This window comes from Candidatus Pelagibacter sp. PS_31 (assembly GCF_059417865.1).
This window is the reverse complement of the sequence record NZ_CM182069.1, coordinates 663,069-680,291: the sequence shown is the minus strand read 5'-3', so window position 1 is coordinate 680,291 and position 17,223 is coordinate 663,069. Positions and strand designations below refer to the sequence as shown.

General features: G+C 29.0%; 15 protein-coding genes. All 15 read left to right on the top strand.

What is annotated here, in order from left to right:
• Nucleotide 1: 1 nt before the first annotated feature.
• From nuoH to dnaE, 15 genes are read left to right on the top strand one after another with little or no spacing between them, the layout of a single operon-like run.
• Nucleotides 2-1,000 (top strand): NADH-quinone oxidoreductase subunit NuoH, encoded by a 999-nt coding sequence (gene nuoH / locus AC5SLN_RS03605; protein ID WP_018414060.1) that lies wholly within the window; start codon nucleotides 2-4, stop codon nucleotides 998-1,000.
• A gap of 2 nt (nucleotides 1,001-1,002) precedes the next feature.
• Nucleotides 1,003-1,488: an NADH-quinone oxidoreductase subunit NuoI gene (gene nuoI / locus AC5SLN_RS03600; RefSeq protein WP_494592772.1), complete on the top strand. Its 486-nt coding sequence runs from the start codon at nucleotides 1,003-1,005 to the stop codon at nucleotides 1,486-1,488.
• Between the two features lie 2 nt (nucleotides 1,489-1,490).
• Nucleotides 1,491-2,123, top strand: coding sequence for an NADH-quinone oxidoreductase subunit J (locus tag AC5SLN_RS03595; RefSeq protein ID WP_006997027.1), 633 nt, complete (start codon nucleotides 1,491-1,493; stop codon nucleotides 2,121-2,123).
• Nucleotides 2,119-2,427 (top strand): NADH-quinone oxidoreductase subunit NuoK, encoded by a 309-nt coding sequence (gene nuoK / locus AC5SLN_RS03590; RefSeq protein WP_026225064.1) that lies wholly within the window; start codon nucleotides 2,119-2,121, stop codon nucleotides 2,425-2,427. Before AC5SLN_RS03595 ends, nuoK begins: the two co-directional genes overlap by 5 nt.
• A gap of 1 nt (nucleotide 2,428) precedes the next feature.
• The gene (gene nuoL / locus AC5SLN_RS03585) at nucleotides 2,429-4,342 is read left to right on the top strand and encodes an NADH-quinone oxidoreductase subunit L (RefSeq protein ID WP_494592770.1); all 1,914 of its coding nucleotides are present in this window, start codon (nucleotides 2,429-2,431) and stop codon (nucleotides 4,340-4,342) included.
• Complete coding sequence (locus AC5SLN_RS03580) at nucleotides 4,342-5,835, top strand: NADH-quinone oxidoreductase subunit M (protein WP_494592768.1); 1,494 nt, start codon at nucleotides 4,342-4,344, stop codon at nucleotides 5,833-5,835. Before nuoL ends, AC5SLN_RS03580 begins: the two co-directional genes overlap by 1 nt.
• Entirely contained in the window at nucleotides 5,835-7,250 is a 1,416-nt protein-coding gene (nuoN, locus tag AC5SLN_RS03575) for an NADH-quinone oxidoreductase subunit NuoN (RefSeq protein WP_494592766.1), read from the top strand. The genes AC5SLN_RS03580 and nuoN overlap by 1 nt, the downstream gene beginning before the upstream one ends.
• Nucleotides 7,250-7,813 (top strand): biotin--[acetyl-CoA-carboxylase] ligase, encoded by a 564-nt coding sequence (locus tag AC5SLN_RS03570; RefSeq protein WP_494592764.1) that lies wholly within the window; start codon nucleotides 7,250-7,252, stop codon nucleotides 7,811-7,813. The genes nuoN and AC5SLN_RS03570 overlap by 1 nt, the downstream gene beginning before the upstream one ends.
• Nucleotides 7,810-8,556 carry a type III pantothenate kinase gene (locus tag AC5SLN_RS03565; protein ID WP_494592762.1) on the top strand — a complete coding sequence of 249 codons (747 nt, stop codon included), beginning with the start codon at nucleotides 7,810-7,812 and terminating at the stop codon, nucleotides 8,554-8,556. Before AC5SLN_RS03570 ends, AC5SLN_RS03565 begins: the two co-directional genes overlap by 4 nt.
• A 2-nt stretch (nucleotides 8,557-8,558) precedes the next feature.
• Nucleotides 8,559-10,214 carry a ribonuclease J gene (locus tag AC5SLN_RS03560; RefSeq protein ID WP_006997020.1) on the top strand — a complete coding sequence of 552 codons (1,656 nt, stop codon included), beginning with the start codon at nucleotides 8,559-8,561 and terminating at the stop codon, nucleotides 10,212-10,214.
• The gene (locus AC5SLN_RS03555) at nucleotides 10,215-10,460 is read left to right on the top strand and encodes a DUF1467 family protein (RefSeq protein WP_011282023.1); all 246 of its coding nucleotides are present in this window, start codon (nucleotides 10,215-10,217) and stop codon (nucleotides 10,458-10,460) included. It begins immediately after the preceding gene.
• A gap of 2 nt (nucleotides 10,461-10,462) precedes the next feature.
• On the top strand, nucleotides 10,463-11,797 hold the full coding sequence (gene proS, locus AC5SLN_RS03550) for a proline--tRNA ligase (RefSeq protein WP_494592760.1): 1,335 nt from the start codon (nucleotides 10,463-10,465) through the stop codon (nucleotides 11,795-11,797).
• Nucleotides 11,794-13,026, top strand: a complete 1,233-nt coding sequence (locus AC5SLN_RS03545; protein WP_494592758.1) for an FtsX-like permease family protein — start codon at nucleotides 11,794-11,796, stop codon at nucleotides 13,024-13,026. The genes proS and AC5SLN_RS03545 overlap by 4 nt, the downstream gene beginning before the upstream one ends.
• On the top strand, nucleotides 13,019-13,705 hold the full coding sequence (locus AC5SLN_RS03540) for an ABC transporter ATP-binding protein (RefSeq protein WP_494592756.1): 687 nt from the start codon (nucleotides 13,019-13,021) through the stop codon (nucleotides 13,703-13,705). Before AC5SLN_RS03545 ends, AC5SLN_RS03540 begins: the two co-directional genes overlap by 8 nt.
• Nucleotides 13,689-17,105 (top strand): DNA polymerase III subunit alpha, encoded by a 3,417-nt coding sequence (dnaE, locus tag AC5SLN_RS03535; RefSeq protein ID WP_494592754.1) that lies wholly within the window; start codon nucleotides 13,689-13,691, stop codon nucleotides 17,103-17,105. The genes AC5SLN_RS03540 and dnaE overlap by 17 nt, the downstream gene beginning before the upstream one ends.
• The last annotated feature ends 118 nt before the right edge of the window (nucleotides 17,106-17,223 follow it).

Here is a 17,223-nt window from a genome sequence, read left to right as displayed (position 1 = left end):
TATGGAATATCTTAATATTATTTTTTTACAAACTTACAAAATATTATTTTTATTAGTTCCTGTTTTAGTTTCTGTGGCTATGATTGTGTGGCTTGACCGACGTATTTGGGCCTTTGTACAAAAAAGACAAGGACCTAATGTTGTTGGACCTTTTGGTTTGCTTCAATCATTAGCTGATGCATTAAAATATATTTTTAAAGAAGTTATAATTCCTTCAAGTTCAAATAAAGTAATCTTTATACTAGCACCAATTGTAACTATGACTTTGGCCTTAGTTTCGTGGGCTGTTATTCCATTCAGCACAACTCAAGTATTGGCAGATATTAATGTAGGTGTCCTTTATTTATTTGCTGTTTCTTCTTTAGGTGTTTATGGAATTATTATGGGTGGTTGGGCTTCAAATTCAAAATATCCTTTTTTAGGCGCTATTAGATCTGCCGCACAAATGGTTTCTTACGAAGTATCAATTGGAGTTATTATTATTAACGTTTTGCTTTGTGTTGGTTCTTTAAATTTGAACGATATAATTATGGCTCAAGAAAATTTATGGTTTATAATTCCATTATTTCCAATGTTTGTGATTTTCTTTATTTCTGCATTAGCGGAGACAAACAGACCGCCATTTGATTTGCCTGAAGCAGAAGCAGAACTTGTTGCGGGTTATCAAACTGAATATTCAGGCATGATGTATGCAATGTTTTGGCTTGGAGAATATGCAAATATTCTTTTGATGTGCGCTATGGGGTCAATACTTTTTTTAGGTGGGTGGCTATCGCCTATTGATCTTTATCCATTTAACTTAATTCCAGGCGCAATTTGGATGATTTTTAAAATTTTATTCTTATTTGTTTTGTTTGCTTTGGTTAAAGCTATTGTTCCAAGATATAGATACGATCAATTAATGAGACTAGGATGGAAGATATTTTTACCATTATCATTAACCTGGGTAGTTCTAACAGCTAGTTATTTGTTTTACTTCAACTTATTACCGGTTAATTAATTATGAAAATTTCAAGAATATTTAAAACAATTTTTTTATTAGATTTTTTAGGTGGCTTAAATATCGCTATCAAAGAAATATTTAAATCTAAAAAAACAATAAATTACCCTTTTGAAAAAGGGAAAATAAGCCCAAGATTTAGAGGTGAACATGCTTTAAGAAGATATCCTAACGGTGAAGAAAGATGTATCGCATGTAAGTTATGTGAAGCTGTGTGTCCAGCTCAAGCAATCACAATTGAATCCTCTGAAAGAGCTGATGGTAGTAGAAAAACTACTAGATATGATATTGATATGATGAAATGTATTTATTGTGGTCTTTGTGAAGAGTCTTGTCCAGTTGATGCGATTGTACAGGGGCCTAATTTTGAATTTTCAACTGAAACAAGGGAAGAGCTATATTATAACAAAGAAAAATTACTCGATAATGGAGATAGATGGGAAAATGTTTTAGCAGCCAATATTAAAGCTGATAACACTCACAGATAATCATGTTAGCACACGCAATATTTTTTTATACGTTTTCTTTTATAGCAATTGTTTCTGCTATAATGGTAACAGTATCTAAAAACACCGTTCATTCTGTTTTCTTTTTAATTTTAGATTTCATAAGTATTTCATGTCTATTTATAATGATTGGTGCTGAGTTTTTGGGAATGATCATGTTAATTGTATATGTAGGTGCGGTTGCTGTTTTATTTTTATTTGTAGTTATGATGTTAAATGTAGCTCAACAAAAAAACCAGTGGTTTAGTGCGCAGGAAAGTTCAAAGCATATACCTATTGGACTAATAGTAAGTGTTATAATATTTTTTGAATTAATAATCGTAATTGGTGGATGGAAATATAAACCTGATCTTGTCTCGGCAATGTCTTTAACAATAGATAAAAATATAACCAATACTCATTCAATTGGTTACGTTCTATATACAGATTACATTCATGTTTTTCAGTTAAGTGGAATGATTTTATTAGTTGCAATGATAGGTGCTATTGTTCTTACATTCAGACAAAGATCTGGAGTTAAAAGACAAAGTTATTTTAGTCAAATATCTCGTGAAAGATCAGATGGTGTTGAATTAATTGATGTTGAGAACAATAAAGGAGTTAAATCTGATGATTAGTATAGGTTTAGGTCACTATCTTACATTGGCTGCAATAATTTTTACTATCGGCATAGTCGGATTATTTTTAAATAGAAAAAATATTATAGTAATATTAATGAGTATTGAGCTTATTTTATTAGCTGTAAATATCAATTTAGTTTCATTTTCAATATTTTTAAACGATATTTCTGGTCAAATATTCACTCTTTTTATATTAACTGTTGCAGCGGCAGAGGCGGCAATAGGTTTAGCAATTATTGTTGTCTATTATAGAAACTCATCAACAATTGATGTTGAGAAAATTGACAGTTTAAAAGGATAATATGGAATTAGCTTTAATATTTCTTCCATTATTAGCCTCAATAACTTCAGGTTTTTTTGGTAAATATTTAGGTGATAGGAATTCAGAAATTGTAACTAGTCTTTTTGTGTCAATTTCAGCGTTACTTTCAATTATATTATTCTATCAAGTAATTGTTAACGGATATGAAAGTAATGTAGTTGTAGCAACTTGGATTAACTCTGGAACTTTAGATGTTAATTGGTCTATTAAAGTTGATGCTTTATCATCTGTAATGCTTGTTGTTGTAACTTTAGTTTCAGCTTTAGTGCATATTTACTCAATTGGTTATATGTCTCATGATCCACATAAGCCAAGATTCATGGCTTATTTGTCACTTTTCACTTTTTCAATGCTAACATTGGTTACCTCTGATAATTTTCTTCAGCTATTTTTTGGATGGGAGGGTGTAGGGCTTTGTTCATATTTCTTGATTGGTTTTTGGTTTAAAAAAGAAACAGCAAATGCAGCTGCAATAAAAGCCTTTGTGGTAAATAGAGTAGGTGATTTTGGCTTTGCTTTAGGAATTTTTTTAATCTTTTATTTATTTGGTACTGTAAACTATGTAGAAGTTTTTAATCAAATTCCACAAATTGTTGAAAAAAAACTTTTATTTTTAGGAATGAATGTTGGAGCAATTGATTTAATTTGTATTCTTTTATTCATAGGTGCAATGGGTAAATCAGCACAAATTTTCTTACACACTTGGTTGCCAGATGCCATGGAAGGCCCCACACCAGTTTCAGCTTTAATTCATGCGGCTACCATGGTTACAGCTGGTGTTTTTTTAGTTGTAAGATGTTCTCCAATTTTTGAATACTCACCTCTTACACTAAATATAATTACTGTTGTTGGAATGACTACAGCTTTTTTTGCTGCAACTGTAGCTTTAGTGCAAACTGATATAAAAAAAATAATTGCATACTCAACTTGTAGTCAGCTTGGTTATATGTTTTTTGCGGCAGGAGTAGGTGCTTATAATGTTGCTATGTTTCACTTATTTACTCATGCCTTTTTCAAAGCTTTACTTTTTTTAGGTTCTGGATCTGTAATTCACTCATTTAAAGATGAGCAAGATATTAATCAGATGGGAGGTGTTTATAAAAAACTTCCATACACCTATATATTTATGATTATTGGAACATTAGCTCTTACTGGTTTTCCATTCTTATCTGGTTTTTATTCAAAAGATGCAATTATAGAATTTGCGTATCTTAAAGGAAATACAACAGGATATTATGCAGCAGGTGTAGGAATTATGACTGCTGTTTTAACATCAATTTATTCTTGGAGATTAATTTTTAAAACGTTTCATGGAGATTATAATAATAAAAAAATTAATATTAACGAAATGCACGAATCCCCATTAGTAATGCTTTTACCTTTATTTATACTTGCTATTGGAGCTATTTTTGCTGGTTTTTTATTTAAGGATTTGTTCATTGGCAATAGTGGTGGAAATAGTTTTTGGGGAGATTCAATTAAATTTTTAAATCCATTAAGTACAGAACACCCTCCTTTATTGTTTCTTTTAACTACACCAGCACTTGTATTAACCTCCATTCCAATTGCTTATTATTTATTTGTTAAAGATAAAGATATTCCAAATCGAATTGCTCAATCCAATAAACCATTACATAACTTTTTAATAAACAAATGGTATTTCGATGAACTTTATAATGTTTTGTTTATTAAGTTTTCAAAAAAATTAGGAATATTTTTTTGGAAGGTGGTTGATGTTAAAATTATTGATAAATTTGGACCAGATGGAGTTTCTTCATTGATTAATAGGTTATCTTTAAAAGCAAGTAAATTTCAAAGTGGATTTATCTATCAATATGCATTTATGATATTATTAGGATTTTCTGCATTATTAACATTTTTAATTTTAAATTAATGAATTTTCCAATTTTATCATCTTTAATTTTACTTCCTGTAGTGGGCTCTTTGTTTCTATTATTTTCTAAAGATAAGAATTCTAATACAGGTAAATATGTTGCTTTATTTACATCGTTTGTTAACTTTTTAATTTCTTTATATCTTTGGTATCAGTTTGACCCAACTACTTCTGATTTTCAGTTTGTTGAAGATAGAGAATGGTTAAAGGGAATTATTAATTATAAGATAGGTATTGATGGAATATCAATCTTATTTATAGTTTTAACTGCGCTAATAACACCACTTTGTATAATCTCAGTTAACAATACTGTTAAAGACAGACTTAGAGATTTCCTGATTGCTATCTTAGTAATGGAAAGTTTAATGATTGGTGTTTTTTGCTCTCTTGATCTTGTTATATTTTATTTATTTTTTGAAGCTGGATTGATACCTATGTTTTTAATAATTGGAATATGGGGTGGAGCAAGAAGAGTATATTCAGCATTTAAATTTTTCTTATACACATTACTTGGTTCTGTTTTAATGCTAATTGCTATAATTTCGATCTACTGGATATCAGGAACCACAGATATAACTCAGCTTTATGAACTTGGTATAGACACCAAATATCAAAATTTATTATGGTTAGGTTTCTTTAGTTCTTTTGCTGTGAAAACTCCAATGTGGCCTGTACACACTTGGTTGCCAGATGCACACGTTGAAGCTCCTACTGCTGGCTCTGTTTTGCTTGCAGCTATATTACTTAAAATGGCTGGTTATGGGTTTATTAGGTTTTCTTTAGGACTTTTCCCAGTAGCTTCTGATTTATTTACGCCTCTTGTTTATGCCTTGAGTTTGATTGCTATTGTATACACATCTCTTGTTGCGCTGATGCAAGAAGACATGAAAAAGTTAATAGCGTATTCTTCAGTTGCACACATGGGATTTGTTACATTAGGTATTTTTACAATTACCCAACAAGGTATTGAAGGAAGTATAGTTCAAATGATAAGTCATGGTTTGGTTTCAGCAGCATTGTTTTTATGTGTTGGAGTTGTTTATGATCGTATGCACTCCAGATTAATAGCAACTTATGGTGGCTTAGTTTCGGTTATGCCTAAATATTCTATATTATTTATGCTTTTCACTTTAGCTGCATTAGGCTTACCCGGTACTAGTGGTTTTATAGGTGAATTTTTAATACTAATGGGGGCATTTAAAGATAATTTCTTAGTAGCAGTTATAGCTAGTTTAGGTGTTATTTTTGGCGCCGCATATATGTTGTGGCTATATAGAAGAGTTGTATTTGGAGAGATTAAAAATAAAGAACTTTTAAAAATGCCTGACCTTAATAATTCAGAAAAATTTATTTTGTGGTGTTTAGCAATACCAGTTTTATTTTTTGGATTTTATCCAGAACCTCTTATTAATACGATTGAAATTTCTGTAAAAGATTTAATAGAGATGTACAATTTTAACTTAAATATGAATATAACAGAGGTACAAAATTAATGGATAATTTAAATTTTATACTACCTGAAATATTTATATCTTTGTCTATAATGTTTTTATTGCTTCTTGGAGTTTATAAAAAGAATAGCTCAAATATTATTCATAATCTAGCAGTAGGTTCTTTACTTATTACGGGCATTTTAATTTTTAATAATCCGTTAGATCAAAATATTTCACTATTTAATGATGGATACGTTGTGGATAATCTTTCATCATTTATGAAAATACTCACTATTTTAGGAGGTGCATTTGTTTTATCAATTTCAACAAGATATCTCAAAATATTTAAGATTTTTTTAATAGAATATCCAGTTTTAATTCTTTCTTCAATTTTAGGCATGATGGTAATGATCAGTTCAAATGATCTTATGGTTTTTTATATAGGTCTTGAGTTGCAATCTTTAGCTTTATATGTGTTAGCATCATTTAATCGAGATCAATTAAAGTCTTCAGAGTCTGGACTAAAATATTTTGTTTTGAGTGCTTTATCATCAGGATTATTGTTGTATGGATGTTCTTTGGTTTATGGGTTTTCTGGATCAACTAATTTTAATGTTATTGGTGATGTAATGAATTCATCTCATTATGGTTTAACATTTGGAATTGTTTTTATACTTGTTGGTTTGGCATTTAAGATATCAGCTGTACCATTTCACATGTGGGCACCAGATGTGTATGAAGGCTCTCCAACTGCTGTCACATTATTCTTTGCAATTGTACCAAAAGTTGCTGCTCTTACGGTATTCATAAGATTTTTATATATACCTTTTGTTAATATGATCGATCAATGGCAACCTATATTAATATTTTTATCAATCGCCTCTATGATCTTTGGTGCTATTGCTGCAATTGGTCAAAATAATCTTAAAAGGTTGATTGCATATAGTTCAATTGGTCATATGGGTTATGCTCTAGCTGGTTTGTCTACAGGTTCAAACGAAGGCATTCAAAGCTCCATTGTATATATGTCGATATACTTGGTTATGAATCTTGCTTTTTTTAGTTGCCTGTTGATGTTAAAGAGAAATGATGCGTACTATGAAACCATTGATGATTTATCAGGGCTATCAAAAAATCATCCAATTTTATCTTTATCATTACTAGCTATCCTTTTTTCATTAGCTGGCATTCCTCCACTAGCTGGTTTTTTTGCAAAATTTTATATTTTTAAAGCTGTCATAGAGCAGTCAATGTACTTCTTGGCTATTGTAGGTCTTTTATCAACGGTAATAGCTGCATTTTATTATCTCAAAATAATTAAGGTTATTTACTTTGATAAAGAAAAGGAAAGTTATGACACAGATCATAATATTTGGCTAAAAGGATCCCTGACTTTTTCAACATTATTAATTCTCTTATATTTTATTTTTCCAAGCAAATTAGTGGAAATTGTATCTAGAATTAATATTATTTAATGAAATTAAAAAAGTTCAATTTTAAAACTGTAAATAGTACTAACGATCTAGCTATACAAATAATTAAAAAAACCAATAATAAATCTGGAATTATAATTGCTGAAAAGCAAAAAAAGGGAAGGGGTCAATATGGAAAAAAATGGACTTCTTTTAAAGGAAATTTATTTGTTAGTATTTTTTTTAAAATTAACAAAGTCCAATTATCATTGAAAGATTTAACAAAAGTTAACTGTCTTTTAGTTAAAAAATTATTATCAAAATTTTATAATGGTAAAATTACAATTAAAAAACCAAATGATTTATTAATAAATAGAATGAAAATTTCAGGTATTTTACAAGAAATATTAACTAAATCTGGTGAAAAATATATTGTTGTTGGAGTGGGTATAAATTTGACTAAGAGTCCAACTATAAAAAACTATTTAACTACAAATTTGTTTGACTTAACTGGTATCAAAATTACCCCTAATTATGCTGCTTTAAGGTTAAAAAAAATTTATGAAACTTTTATTCCAATGTTTCCTGAATTTAATATAAAAAACTTAGATAGAAATTTAAAATGATTATTGTTGGTGATATAGGAAATACGGAAACTAAAATTTGTTTGGTAAATTCTAAAAATATTATCATTAAACGTGTTACTTTGTTAACAAAAAAAATAAATCACCCCTCACTTAATAAATCTTTACTTGGCCTAAATTTAAAAAATAAATCAATTAATAAATGTTTATTTTGCAGCGTTGTACCAAAAAAATTTAATGCAGTTAAAAGCTTTTTTAATAAAGTTTATAAAATTAAGTGTCTCGAACTAAAAAAACTTAAGTTAAATAAATTGATTAAGATTAAAGTTAATTATAAACAAATTGGTTCAGATAGATTAGCAAATGCAATTAGCATTATTAATAATAAGGATAATTTTATAATTTTAGATTTTGGAACTGCAACCACATTTGATGTCTTGATTAAAAACACTTATCATGGTGGCGTTATAGCACCTGGTGTTAAACTCTCATTGGATACATTAACCGATAAAGCATCACAAATTCCAAAGATCAATTTAAAAAAAACAAATAGAGTAATTGGATTAAACACTATTAGTGCTGTTAGAGCTGGTTTTTTTTGGGGCTATGAGGGTTTAATTGACAATATTGTTAATTTAATTAAGAAAGAGACCCAGATGTCCTTTAAAATTATTATTACTGGAGGATTTTCTGGTTTATTCAAAAATTCAATAAAAACGAAAGTTACATTAAATAAAGACATAACAATTAAAGGCCTAATCAGAGCCACTACTTTAATTAAATAAATATGAAAGATGAATTATTATTTTGCCCTCTAGGAGGGTCCGGAGAAATTGGTATGAATATGAACCTATTTGCCTACGGTAAACCTGGTGAGCATAAATGGATCATGGTTGATATTGGGGTTACATTTGCTGATGATACTTTACCCGGTATTGATCTTATTTACCCAGATCCTGGATTTATTGTTGATAAAAAAGATGACCTTTTAGGTATTATTTTAACTCATGCACATGAAGATCATATTGGTGCGATCGCACATCTTTGGCCTCAACTTAAATGTAAAATCTTTGCAACTCCATTTACTGCAGTTTTAATAAAAGAAAAATTTAAAGAAAAAAATATAGATGTAACCAAGTTTCTCAAAATAGTTCAATTAAATGGAACAGTAAATTTAGATCCATTTAAAATAGAATATATAACTCTAACTCACTCAATCCTTGAGCCTAATGGTCTTAGAATTGAAACTCCAGCAGGTGTAATACTGCATACTGGTGATTGGAAGATTGATCCTGAGCCACTTATTGGTGAAAAGATCAATTCAGATAGACTTAAAGAAATTGGTAATGAGGGTGTGCTTGCTATGATTTGTGACTCAACAAATGTATTTAGCATGGGTAAAGCTGGTTCAGAGTTAGATGTTAGAAAAAGCTTATTAAATATCATGGGTAGCCTTAAAAAAAGAATTGTTATGGCTTCTTTTGCATCAAATGTTGCACGTATGGAAACAGCTTTTTATTGTGCAGAAAAAACTGGTAGACAAATATCGTTAGTAGGAAGGTCCATGCATAGAATATTTAAAGCAGCAAGACAATGTGGTTATTTAAAAAATGTTATTGAACCTGTCGATGCGCGTGATGCAAAAAAAATTGCTAGAGAAAAAATAGTTTATCTTTGCACAGGTAGCCAAGGGGAACCTATGGCAGCACTAATGAGAATTTCTAGTAATACTCACCCAGATGTATTCATTGAAAAAGATGATGCTGTTATTTTTTCTTCAAAAATTATTCCAGGTAATGAGAAAAAATTGTATAAATTACAAAATCAACTAGTTAAAGATGGTGTTGAAGTTATTTCAGAAGAAAGCGAATTTGTTCATGTTTCTGGACACCCCAATAGAGATGATCTTAGAGAGATGTACGATTGGGTAAAACCTCAATGTGCAGTTCCTGTTCATGGTGAACACAGACATATGATTGAACATATGAAGTTTGCTAAAGAAATGAAAGTTCCACATCCTGTTCAAGTTGAAAATGGAGATATTGTAAAATTAGCGCCTGGTAAACCACATGTTTTTGATAAAGCACCAAGCGGTAGACTTTATTTGGATGGTAATATGAGTGTAGAAGAAGATGCTCAATCAATTAAAGATAGAAAAAATATTAGTGCAAATGGATATATGGAGGTTACTATTTTAATTACTGCAAAAGGCAATATCCACAAAAGACCCGTATTAACTTTTAGAGGACTGCCTGTTTATGATGTTGATGAGTTTATATACGAATTAGAAGAAGCAATCGAAAAAACAACTAGAACTTTTTCTATAAAAAGTAAAAAGCAAGAATTTAATTTAATTGATGCTTTAAAAATAACATGTAGAAAATGTGCTAAAGATTTCACTGGTAAAAGACCATTTATCAATATCAACCTAGTAAGAATTTAAATGAGTGCAACAGGTCTTGCTATAATTTATATAATAATTTGGTGGATAGTTTTTTTTACAATCCTTCCAATTGATGTAAATAGACAAAAATCTATCAAAATTGATGGTGAAGACGCAGGTTCTCCTGAAAATCCTAAGATGCTAAAAAAATTCATTTATTGTACTGGTATTACAACAGTTATTTTCGTGATAATTTATTTATTGATAAAATATGAATATTTAAATTTAAGATATATAATTAATTAAAAATGTATATTTCAAAGTCATTCATTCCAATATTAAAAAATAACCCATCAGAAGCTAAAATTAAATCACATCAGTTAATGCTAAGGGTTGGTATGATTAAACAATCTTCAGCAGGTATTTATTCATGGCTACCTTTAGGTTTTAAGGTGATGAAAAAAATTGAACAAATAGTAAGAGAAGAACAAAATAAAATTGGTGCCCAAGAAATACTTATGCCAACTATACAACCCAGTGATATTTGGAAAGAAAGTGGTCGTTATGACGATTATGGTGATGAAATGCTTCGTATTAAAGACCGCCAAGGTAGAGAAATGCTTTATGGACCAACCAATGAAGAGTTAGTTACAGATATATTTAGATCAAGTGTTAAATCTTATAAATCACTTCCTCAATTATTATATCATATACAATGGAAATTTAGAGATGAAGTTAGACCAAGATTTGGAATAATGAGAGGTAGGGAGTTTTATATGAAGGACGCATATTCGTTTGACGTTAATGACGAAGATGCAACATTCTCGTATAATAAATTCTTTTTCTCATATTTAAATACATTTAAGAGATTAGAACTTTCAGCAATACCGATGGCAGCTGATACGGGACCAATTGGTGGAAATCTATCTCATGAATTTATTATTTTAGCAGATACAGGAGAAAGTAAAATTTTTACAGATAAAAGAGTTTTTGATTTAGGTAGTGAAGGAACTGTATTAGATAGACAATCCTTACAAGACTTAAGAAAAAAATATGAACAATATTACGCTGTAGCCGATGAAAAATTTAATAAAAATGAATTTGAAGAAAAGGTGTCAGAAGAAAATAGACTAATTACAAAAGGTATAGAGGTAGGTCACATTTTTTATTTTGGAGATAAGTATTCAAAAGCTTTAAATGCAGCTGTAGACCTTCCAGGTGGCAAAAAAGATTTTGTTAAAATGGGATCTTATGGAATTGGTGTATCAAGGTTAGTTGGAGCAATTATAGAAGCTAAATATGATCAAAAAGATGAAATAATGAAATGGCCATTTTCTGTAGCACCATACGAACTTGCAATAATACCTATGATTAACAAAAATGATACATCGGCATTAGATAAAGCAAATAAACTTTTTAAACATTTTGAAAGTAAAAATATTGATACAATTATTGATGATATGGATGAAAATCTTTCATCTAAAATTAAAAAATTTAATTTGATAGGTGTGCCTTATCAAATAATTTTAGGAAAAAATTCAGAAGATAATTTATTAGAGTTTAAAGAGATCGGAAAGGATCCAAAAAGTTTAACACTAGATCAAATAACTCAAATTTTAACTGAACAAAAATTAAAAAATTGATTTCTGCATTAGAAAAAGAAATTACACTTAGATATTTAAAAACCAGAAAAAAAGACGGTTTTTTAAATATAATATCCATTTTTTCATTTATTGGAATTAGCCTTGGTGTTGCTGTACTTATTATTGTGATGTCTGTTATGAATGGCTTTAGAAGTGAGTTAATTAATAAGATTGTAGGGTTTAATGCTCATGTCACTGTTAAGCCATATGAGACTTCTATTAATTTAGAAAAACTAAATAGTGAAAATCTAAAATTAATTTCAAAAGAATTAATACTTAGTAATTCTGGTGAAGCAATTGTTATTAGCAAAAACTACACAAAAGGTTTAATTTTGAGAGGTTATAGTAGAGAAAACTTTCTAAAACTTGATGTTGTAAAAAAAGGAAACTTAATTGGTAAATCAAACCAATTAACAAAGAATTCGATATCAATAGGTAAAGAATTAAGTTTTAATTTAGATCTTAGTGTAGGAGATAAAGTATCAATAATGTCTCCAGTAGGCATTGAAACAATAATAGGAAGTTTACCTAGGCAAGAAACTTTTATCATTAGATCTATCTTTGATAGTGGTTTAGCGGATTTTGATGCAAATATTGCTTTTATAAATTTAGAAACATTGGAAAACTTTTTTAGTTTTAAAAAAGAAGAGCGTAACCTAGAAATTTATTTGAACAAACCATCAAATATTGAAGAAGCAAAAAGTAAAATTCAAGAAATATTCAAAAATGAATTTGTATATAGTTGGGCTGATATGAATAGCCCATTGTTTTCTGCATTAAAGGTTGAAAGAAATGTAATGTTTATAATCTTATCTTTGATTATTATAGTAGCTGCTTTTAACATTATTTCGGGTCTTACAATTTTGGTTAAAAACAAGACAAGAGATATAGCTATCCTTAAGTCCATTGGTGTCCTGAACAAGTCTATTGTTAAGATATTTTTTCTTGTTGGTGTTATTATTGGAACTACAGCAACACTTTTTGGAGTCTTTTTAGGTGTAATATTTTCTTTATACATTGATAACCTGAGAGAATTCTTAAGTAATACATTTAATATTAGCCTGTTTCCTGAAGAGATTTATTTTTTGAGCACAATGCCCTCTGAAATAAACCCAACTTCAATTTTTATAATTTCTCTTTGTTCAATTTTTATAACTATTATCGTTTCAATTTTTCCAGCAATAAAAGCTTCAAAATTAGACCCTGTTAAAGGACTTAAGTATGAATAATTTGATATCCTTAAAGAACATATCTAAATCTTTTTCTAACAATAAAAAAATAAATGTTTTAAAAAAAATTAATTATTCTTTTACAAAAGGTAAGATTTATTCTCTAGTTGGTCCATCTGGATCTGGAAAGTCTACATTATTAAATGTTTTGTCACTAATAGATAAACCTACCACTGGTTCATTGTTAATTAATAAAACACCAGTAAACTTTAATGAAAATGCAAAAAATGATAAAATCAGATCAAGTAAAATTGGTATTATCTATCAACAAAATAATTTACTTCCAGATTTTACAGCATTAGAGAATGTTTATTTAGCTGGTTTAGCTTTAACTAATGATAAAAAAAATTCAATTGAAAGAGCAAAAGCAATTATAAAAACAATGGGTCTTTCATCACGTGAAGCTCATTTTCCATCTGAACTATCAGGAGGTGAAATGCAAAGAATTGCAATTGCTAGAGCACTAATTAATGAACCTGAAATTATATTAGCAGACGAGCCTACTGGCAGCTTAGATCATACTACTGCTAAAGAGGTTTTTAATGTTTTATATAAATTAAAAAATAAAAATAGATTAATAATTTATGCAACTCACAATAGATTTTTTGCTAATATGGCTGATTGCAAATTAGAAATGATTGATGGTAATATAAAAACTATCAATGCCAGAATTAAATAATCAAAACTTTAATCACTTAAAAATTCACACACAATATTCAATTTGTGAAGGTGCTATCAAAATTGATAACTTAAAAGATTTTTGTAAAGAAAAAAAAATACCTTGTTTAGGCATTTCAGACACATCTAATTTATGTGGTGCATTAGAGTTCGCTGAAAATATTTCTAAGGTTGGTACACAGCCAATTATTGGCACTCAAATTTATTTTAGATTTGAAGATACAACAGGGCTATTACCCCTAATAGCTCTTAACGAAAATGGATATAAGAAAATTATTGAACTTTCCTCAAGGTCTTACCTTGAAAATGATGCATTATCTGACCCTCATTTAGATGTAAAAGATCTTTTAATAGACACTGAAGGTGTGTCCTTACTTTCTGGAACTATTCAAGGGTTATTCGGTAAACTATTTGAAAAAGGTCGTTTAGATGAAATATCAAAACTATATAGAAGCTTATCATCAAAATTTAATGATAATTTTTACTTAGAAATCCAAAGACATGGTGATCAAAACGAAATTGCTTTTGAAAAATTCAATTTAGAACAATCTTTAAAAATTCAAATACCAATTATAGCTACAAATGAAGTTTATTACTTAACACCTGACATGCACGAAGCTCATGATGCTTTAACGTGCATTGGTTCTAAAACTTATGTTAATGAAAAAAATAGAATTAAATATAGCAACCAGCATTATTTTAAATCTAATGAAGAAATGTCAAAGCTATTTTCAGATCTTCCTGAAGCTTTAGAAAATAACTTCAATTTACCATTTAAATGTAATTTTAGACCACAGTTTTCAAAACCTGTACTTCCAAATATTAGTTCTGAAAAAGGAGGCAATGCTGATGAAATGCTTAAAAAAGATTCGCTAGACGGATTAAAAGAAAAATTCCAAAAAGTTTTTAAAATTGAAGAAAACAATTTAAAAACAGATGATAAATTTTTGAAATACAAAGATAGACTAGATCATGAGTTAAAAATCATAATCGAAATGAAATATCCAAGTTATTTTTTGATTGTATCTGATTATATTAAATGGGCTAAAAATAACGATATTCCAGTAGGACCTGGTAGAGGTTCTGGGGCTGGCTCTCTAGTTGCTTGGTGTTTGTCCATTACTGATGTTGACCCGATTAAATTTAATCTAATATTTGAAAGATTTTTAAACCCTGATCGAGTATCAATGCCTGACTTTGATATAGATTTTTGTGAGGAAAAAAGAGATCTTGTTTTTAAATATTTAACTACAAAATATAAAGATAGTGTTGCTCATATAATTACATTTGGAAAATTAAAAGCAAGAATGGTTATTAGAGATGTTGGTAGAGTATTAGGCTTACCATATGGTTTTGTTGACAGTATTTCAAAGATGATCCCTTTTGACCCTTCTAGACCTCAGAGTCTAACAGAGTGTATAAATAGTGAACCACGACTTCAAAAATTAGTTAATGAAGACCCACGTGTAAAAAAATTAACTGATCTTTCTTTAAAATTAGAAGGTTTAAATAGAAATGTAGCAACTCATGCAGCAGGTGTTGTAATAGCTGATAGAAAATTAACAGAAGTTGTACCTTTATACAAAGATGCTGCAGCAGACTTGCTGTTGCCATCAACACAATTTGATATGTATTCAGCAGAAAATGCTGGCTTAATCAAGTTTGATTTTTTAGGATTAAAAACTTTAACAGTTATTAATAGAACACAAAAATTGATTAATAAAAAAGTTAAAGATTTCAAAATTGAAGATATTGATTTTGATGATCAAAAAGTTTTTGAACTTTTATCTTCTGGTAATACTGTTGGATTATTTCAAGTTGAAAGTGCTGGTATGCGCGAAGCTTTGTTGCAAATGAAACCCAACCATATTGAAGATATTATTGCTCTTGTTGCTCTTTACCGTCCAGGACCTATGAGCAACATACCAATTTACAATGACTGTAAACACGGAAGACAAACACCTGATTATTTGCATCCATTACTTGAGGATATTTTAAAACCTACTTATGGAGTTATTATTTATCAAGAACAAGTGATGCAAATAGCGCAAAAACTCTCTGGTTTTACCGCTGGTGAGGCAGATATTTTAAGAAGAGCTATGGGTAAAAAAAAAAGAGCTGAATTAGAAAAGCAGAAACAGGGATTTATTGCTGGTGCTTTGAAAAATGGAATTAGCAAAGAAGTTGCAGCTAGTATATTTTTAAAAATTGAACCATTTGCTGAATATGGATTTAACAAAAGTCATGCTGCTGCTTATGCTATAATTTCCTATCAAACAGCTTTTTTAAAAACCTATTATCCTAAAGAGTTTTTTGCAGCTTCTATGACAATGGATATTTCAAATCAAAATAAATTGGGTGAATTCCATGAAGAACTAAAAAGAATTAATATTAAAGTTATACGACCTGATATTAATAAGTGTTTTGCAGATTTTCAATTCGATGACAATAATTTTTATTATGCACTCGGTGGAATTAAAAGTGTTGGTTATGAAGCAATATCAAATGTTGTTAAAGAAAGAAATGAAAATGGAGATTTTAAATCTATAAATGATTTTTTAAATAGAGTTAATCCTAAAGATATAAATAAACTTCAATTAGAAGGTTTGGTTAAAGCAGGAGCTTTTGATAATATAGATAACAATCGACAAGCCTTATTTAATTCTATTCCAAATTTTATTTTAAAAACAAAAAATATTTATGAAAACAAAGCAGCAAATCAAATTGATCTTTTTGGCTCAGATGAAGAGCAGGATAATGAAATAGTTTTAAATATTGAAGATTGGAAGTTTGAGGATCGTTTATCAAGAGAATTTGAAGCTATCGGTTTTTTTATATCTGACCATCCTTTAAATCAATTCAAAGAAATTTTTGACGACTATAAAATTGTCGATTATGCACAGTTTAATTTAGATGATACAATAAAAGAGGCAAATATCGCAGCTACACTTTTAAAAATCACTGAAAGAAAAACTGCAAAAGGTAATTCATACGGTGTTATTAAGTTCACTGATTTAACTAGTGTTTTTGAGCTCTTTATTTTTTCAGATATTTTAGAACTTAATAGAGAGGCTTTAGTTGAGGGTAGCTCTTTAATCATAACCTTGATCAAAACCATTTCTAACGATGAGAATAGATTTAAAAGAATAAATGTTCAAAAAATAGCTTCTCTCAAGGATCTCTTTAATAAGCCTGTTAATGAAATCGTATTTAATATTAAATCAATTAAAGACATCGATAAAATATCTGATTTAGTGAATGAAGAGGGGACAACTGAGGTAAAAATTAATATAACTGATAAAAACAATGAGATTAGCTTTAAATTGAAAAACAAGCGTCTAATTGACAGGAAAGCTATTAATATCATCAGAAATAAAGATATTTTGACAATTATTCATTAAAAAAGACTTGTTTGTTCCATGAATAATTTGTAAATAACTCTTAAATTAAATTAACACGCACACAGTTTGTGGTTTTATACCTCCGGTCCTTAAATGGAAATTACTGTGGTGGCTTAAC

What these genes read in the sequence shown, in the direction of transcription:
- nuoH (WP_018414060.1), top strand. Translation starts at nt 2, where the DNA reads ATGGAATATCTTAATATTATTTTTTTACAAACTTACAAAATATTATTT.
- nuoI (WP_494592772.1), top strand. Translation starts at nt 1,003, where the DNA reads ATGAAAATTTCAAGAATATTTAAAACAATTTTTTTATTAGATTTTTTA.
- AC5SLN_RS03595 (WP_006997027.1), top strand. Translation starts at nt 1,491, where the DNA reads ATGTTAGCACACGCAATATTTTTTTATACGTTTTCTTTTATAGCAATT.
- nuoL (WP_494592770.1), top strand. Translation starts at nt 2,429, where the DNA reads ATGGAATTAGCTTTAATATTTCTTCCATTATTAGCCTCAATAACTTCA.
- AC5SLN_RS03580 (WP_494592768.1), top strand. Translation starts at nt 4,342, where the DNA reads ATGAATTTTCCAATTTTATCATCTTTAATTTTACTTCCTGTAGTGGGC.
- nuoN (WP_494592766.1), top strand. Translation starts at nt 5,835, where the DNA reads ATGGATAATTTAAATTTTATACTACCTGAAATATTTATATCTTTGTCT.
- AC5SLN_RS03570 (WP_494592764.1), top strand. Translation starts at nt 7,250, where the DNA reads ATGAAATTAAAAAAGTTCAATTTTAAAACTGTAAATAGTACTAACGAT.
- AC5SLN_RS03565 (WP_494592762.1), top strand. Translation starts at nt 7,810, where the DNA reads ATGATTATTGTTGGTGATATAGGAAATACGGAAACTAAAATTTGTTTG.
- AC5SLN_RS03560 (WP_006997020.1), top strand. Translation starts at nt 8,559, where the DNA reads ATGAAAGATGAATTATTATTTTGCCCTCTAGGAGGGTCCGGAGAAATT.
- AC5SLN_RS03555 (WP_011282023.1), top strand. Translation starts at nt 10,215, where the DNA reads ATGAGTGCAACAGGTCTTGCTATAATTTATATAATAATTTGGTGGATA.
- proS (WP_494592760.1), top strand. Translation starts at nt 10,463, where the DNA reads ATGTATATTTCAAAGTCATTCATTCCAATATTAAAAAATAACCCATCA.
- AC5SLN_RS03540 (WP_494592756.1), top strand. Translation starts at nt 13,019, where the DNA reads ATGAATAATTTGATATCCTTAAAGAACATATCTAAATCTTTTTCTAAC.
- dnaE (WP_494592754.1), top strand. Translation starts at nt 13,689, where the DNA reads ATGCCAGAATTAAATAATCAAAACTTTAATCACTTAAAAATTCACACA.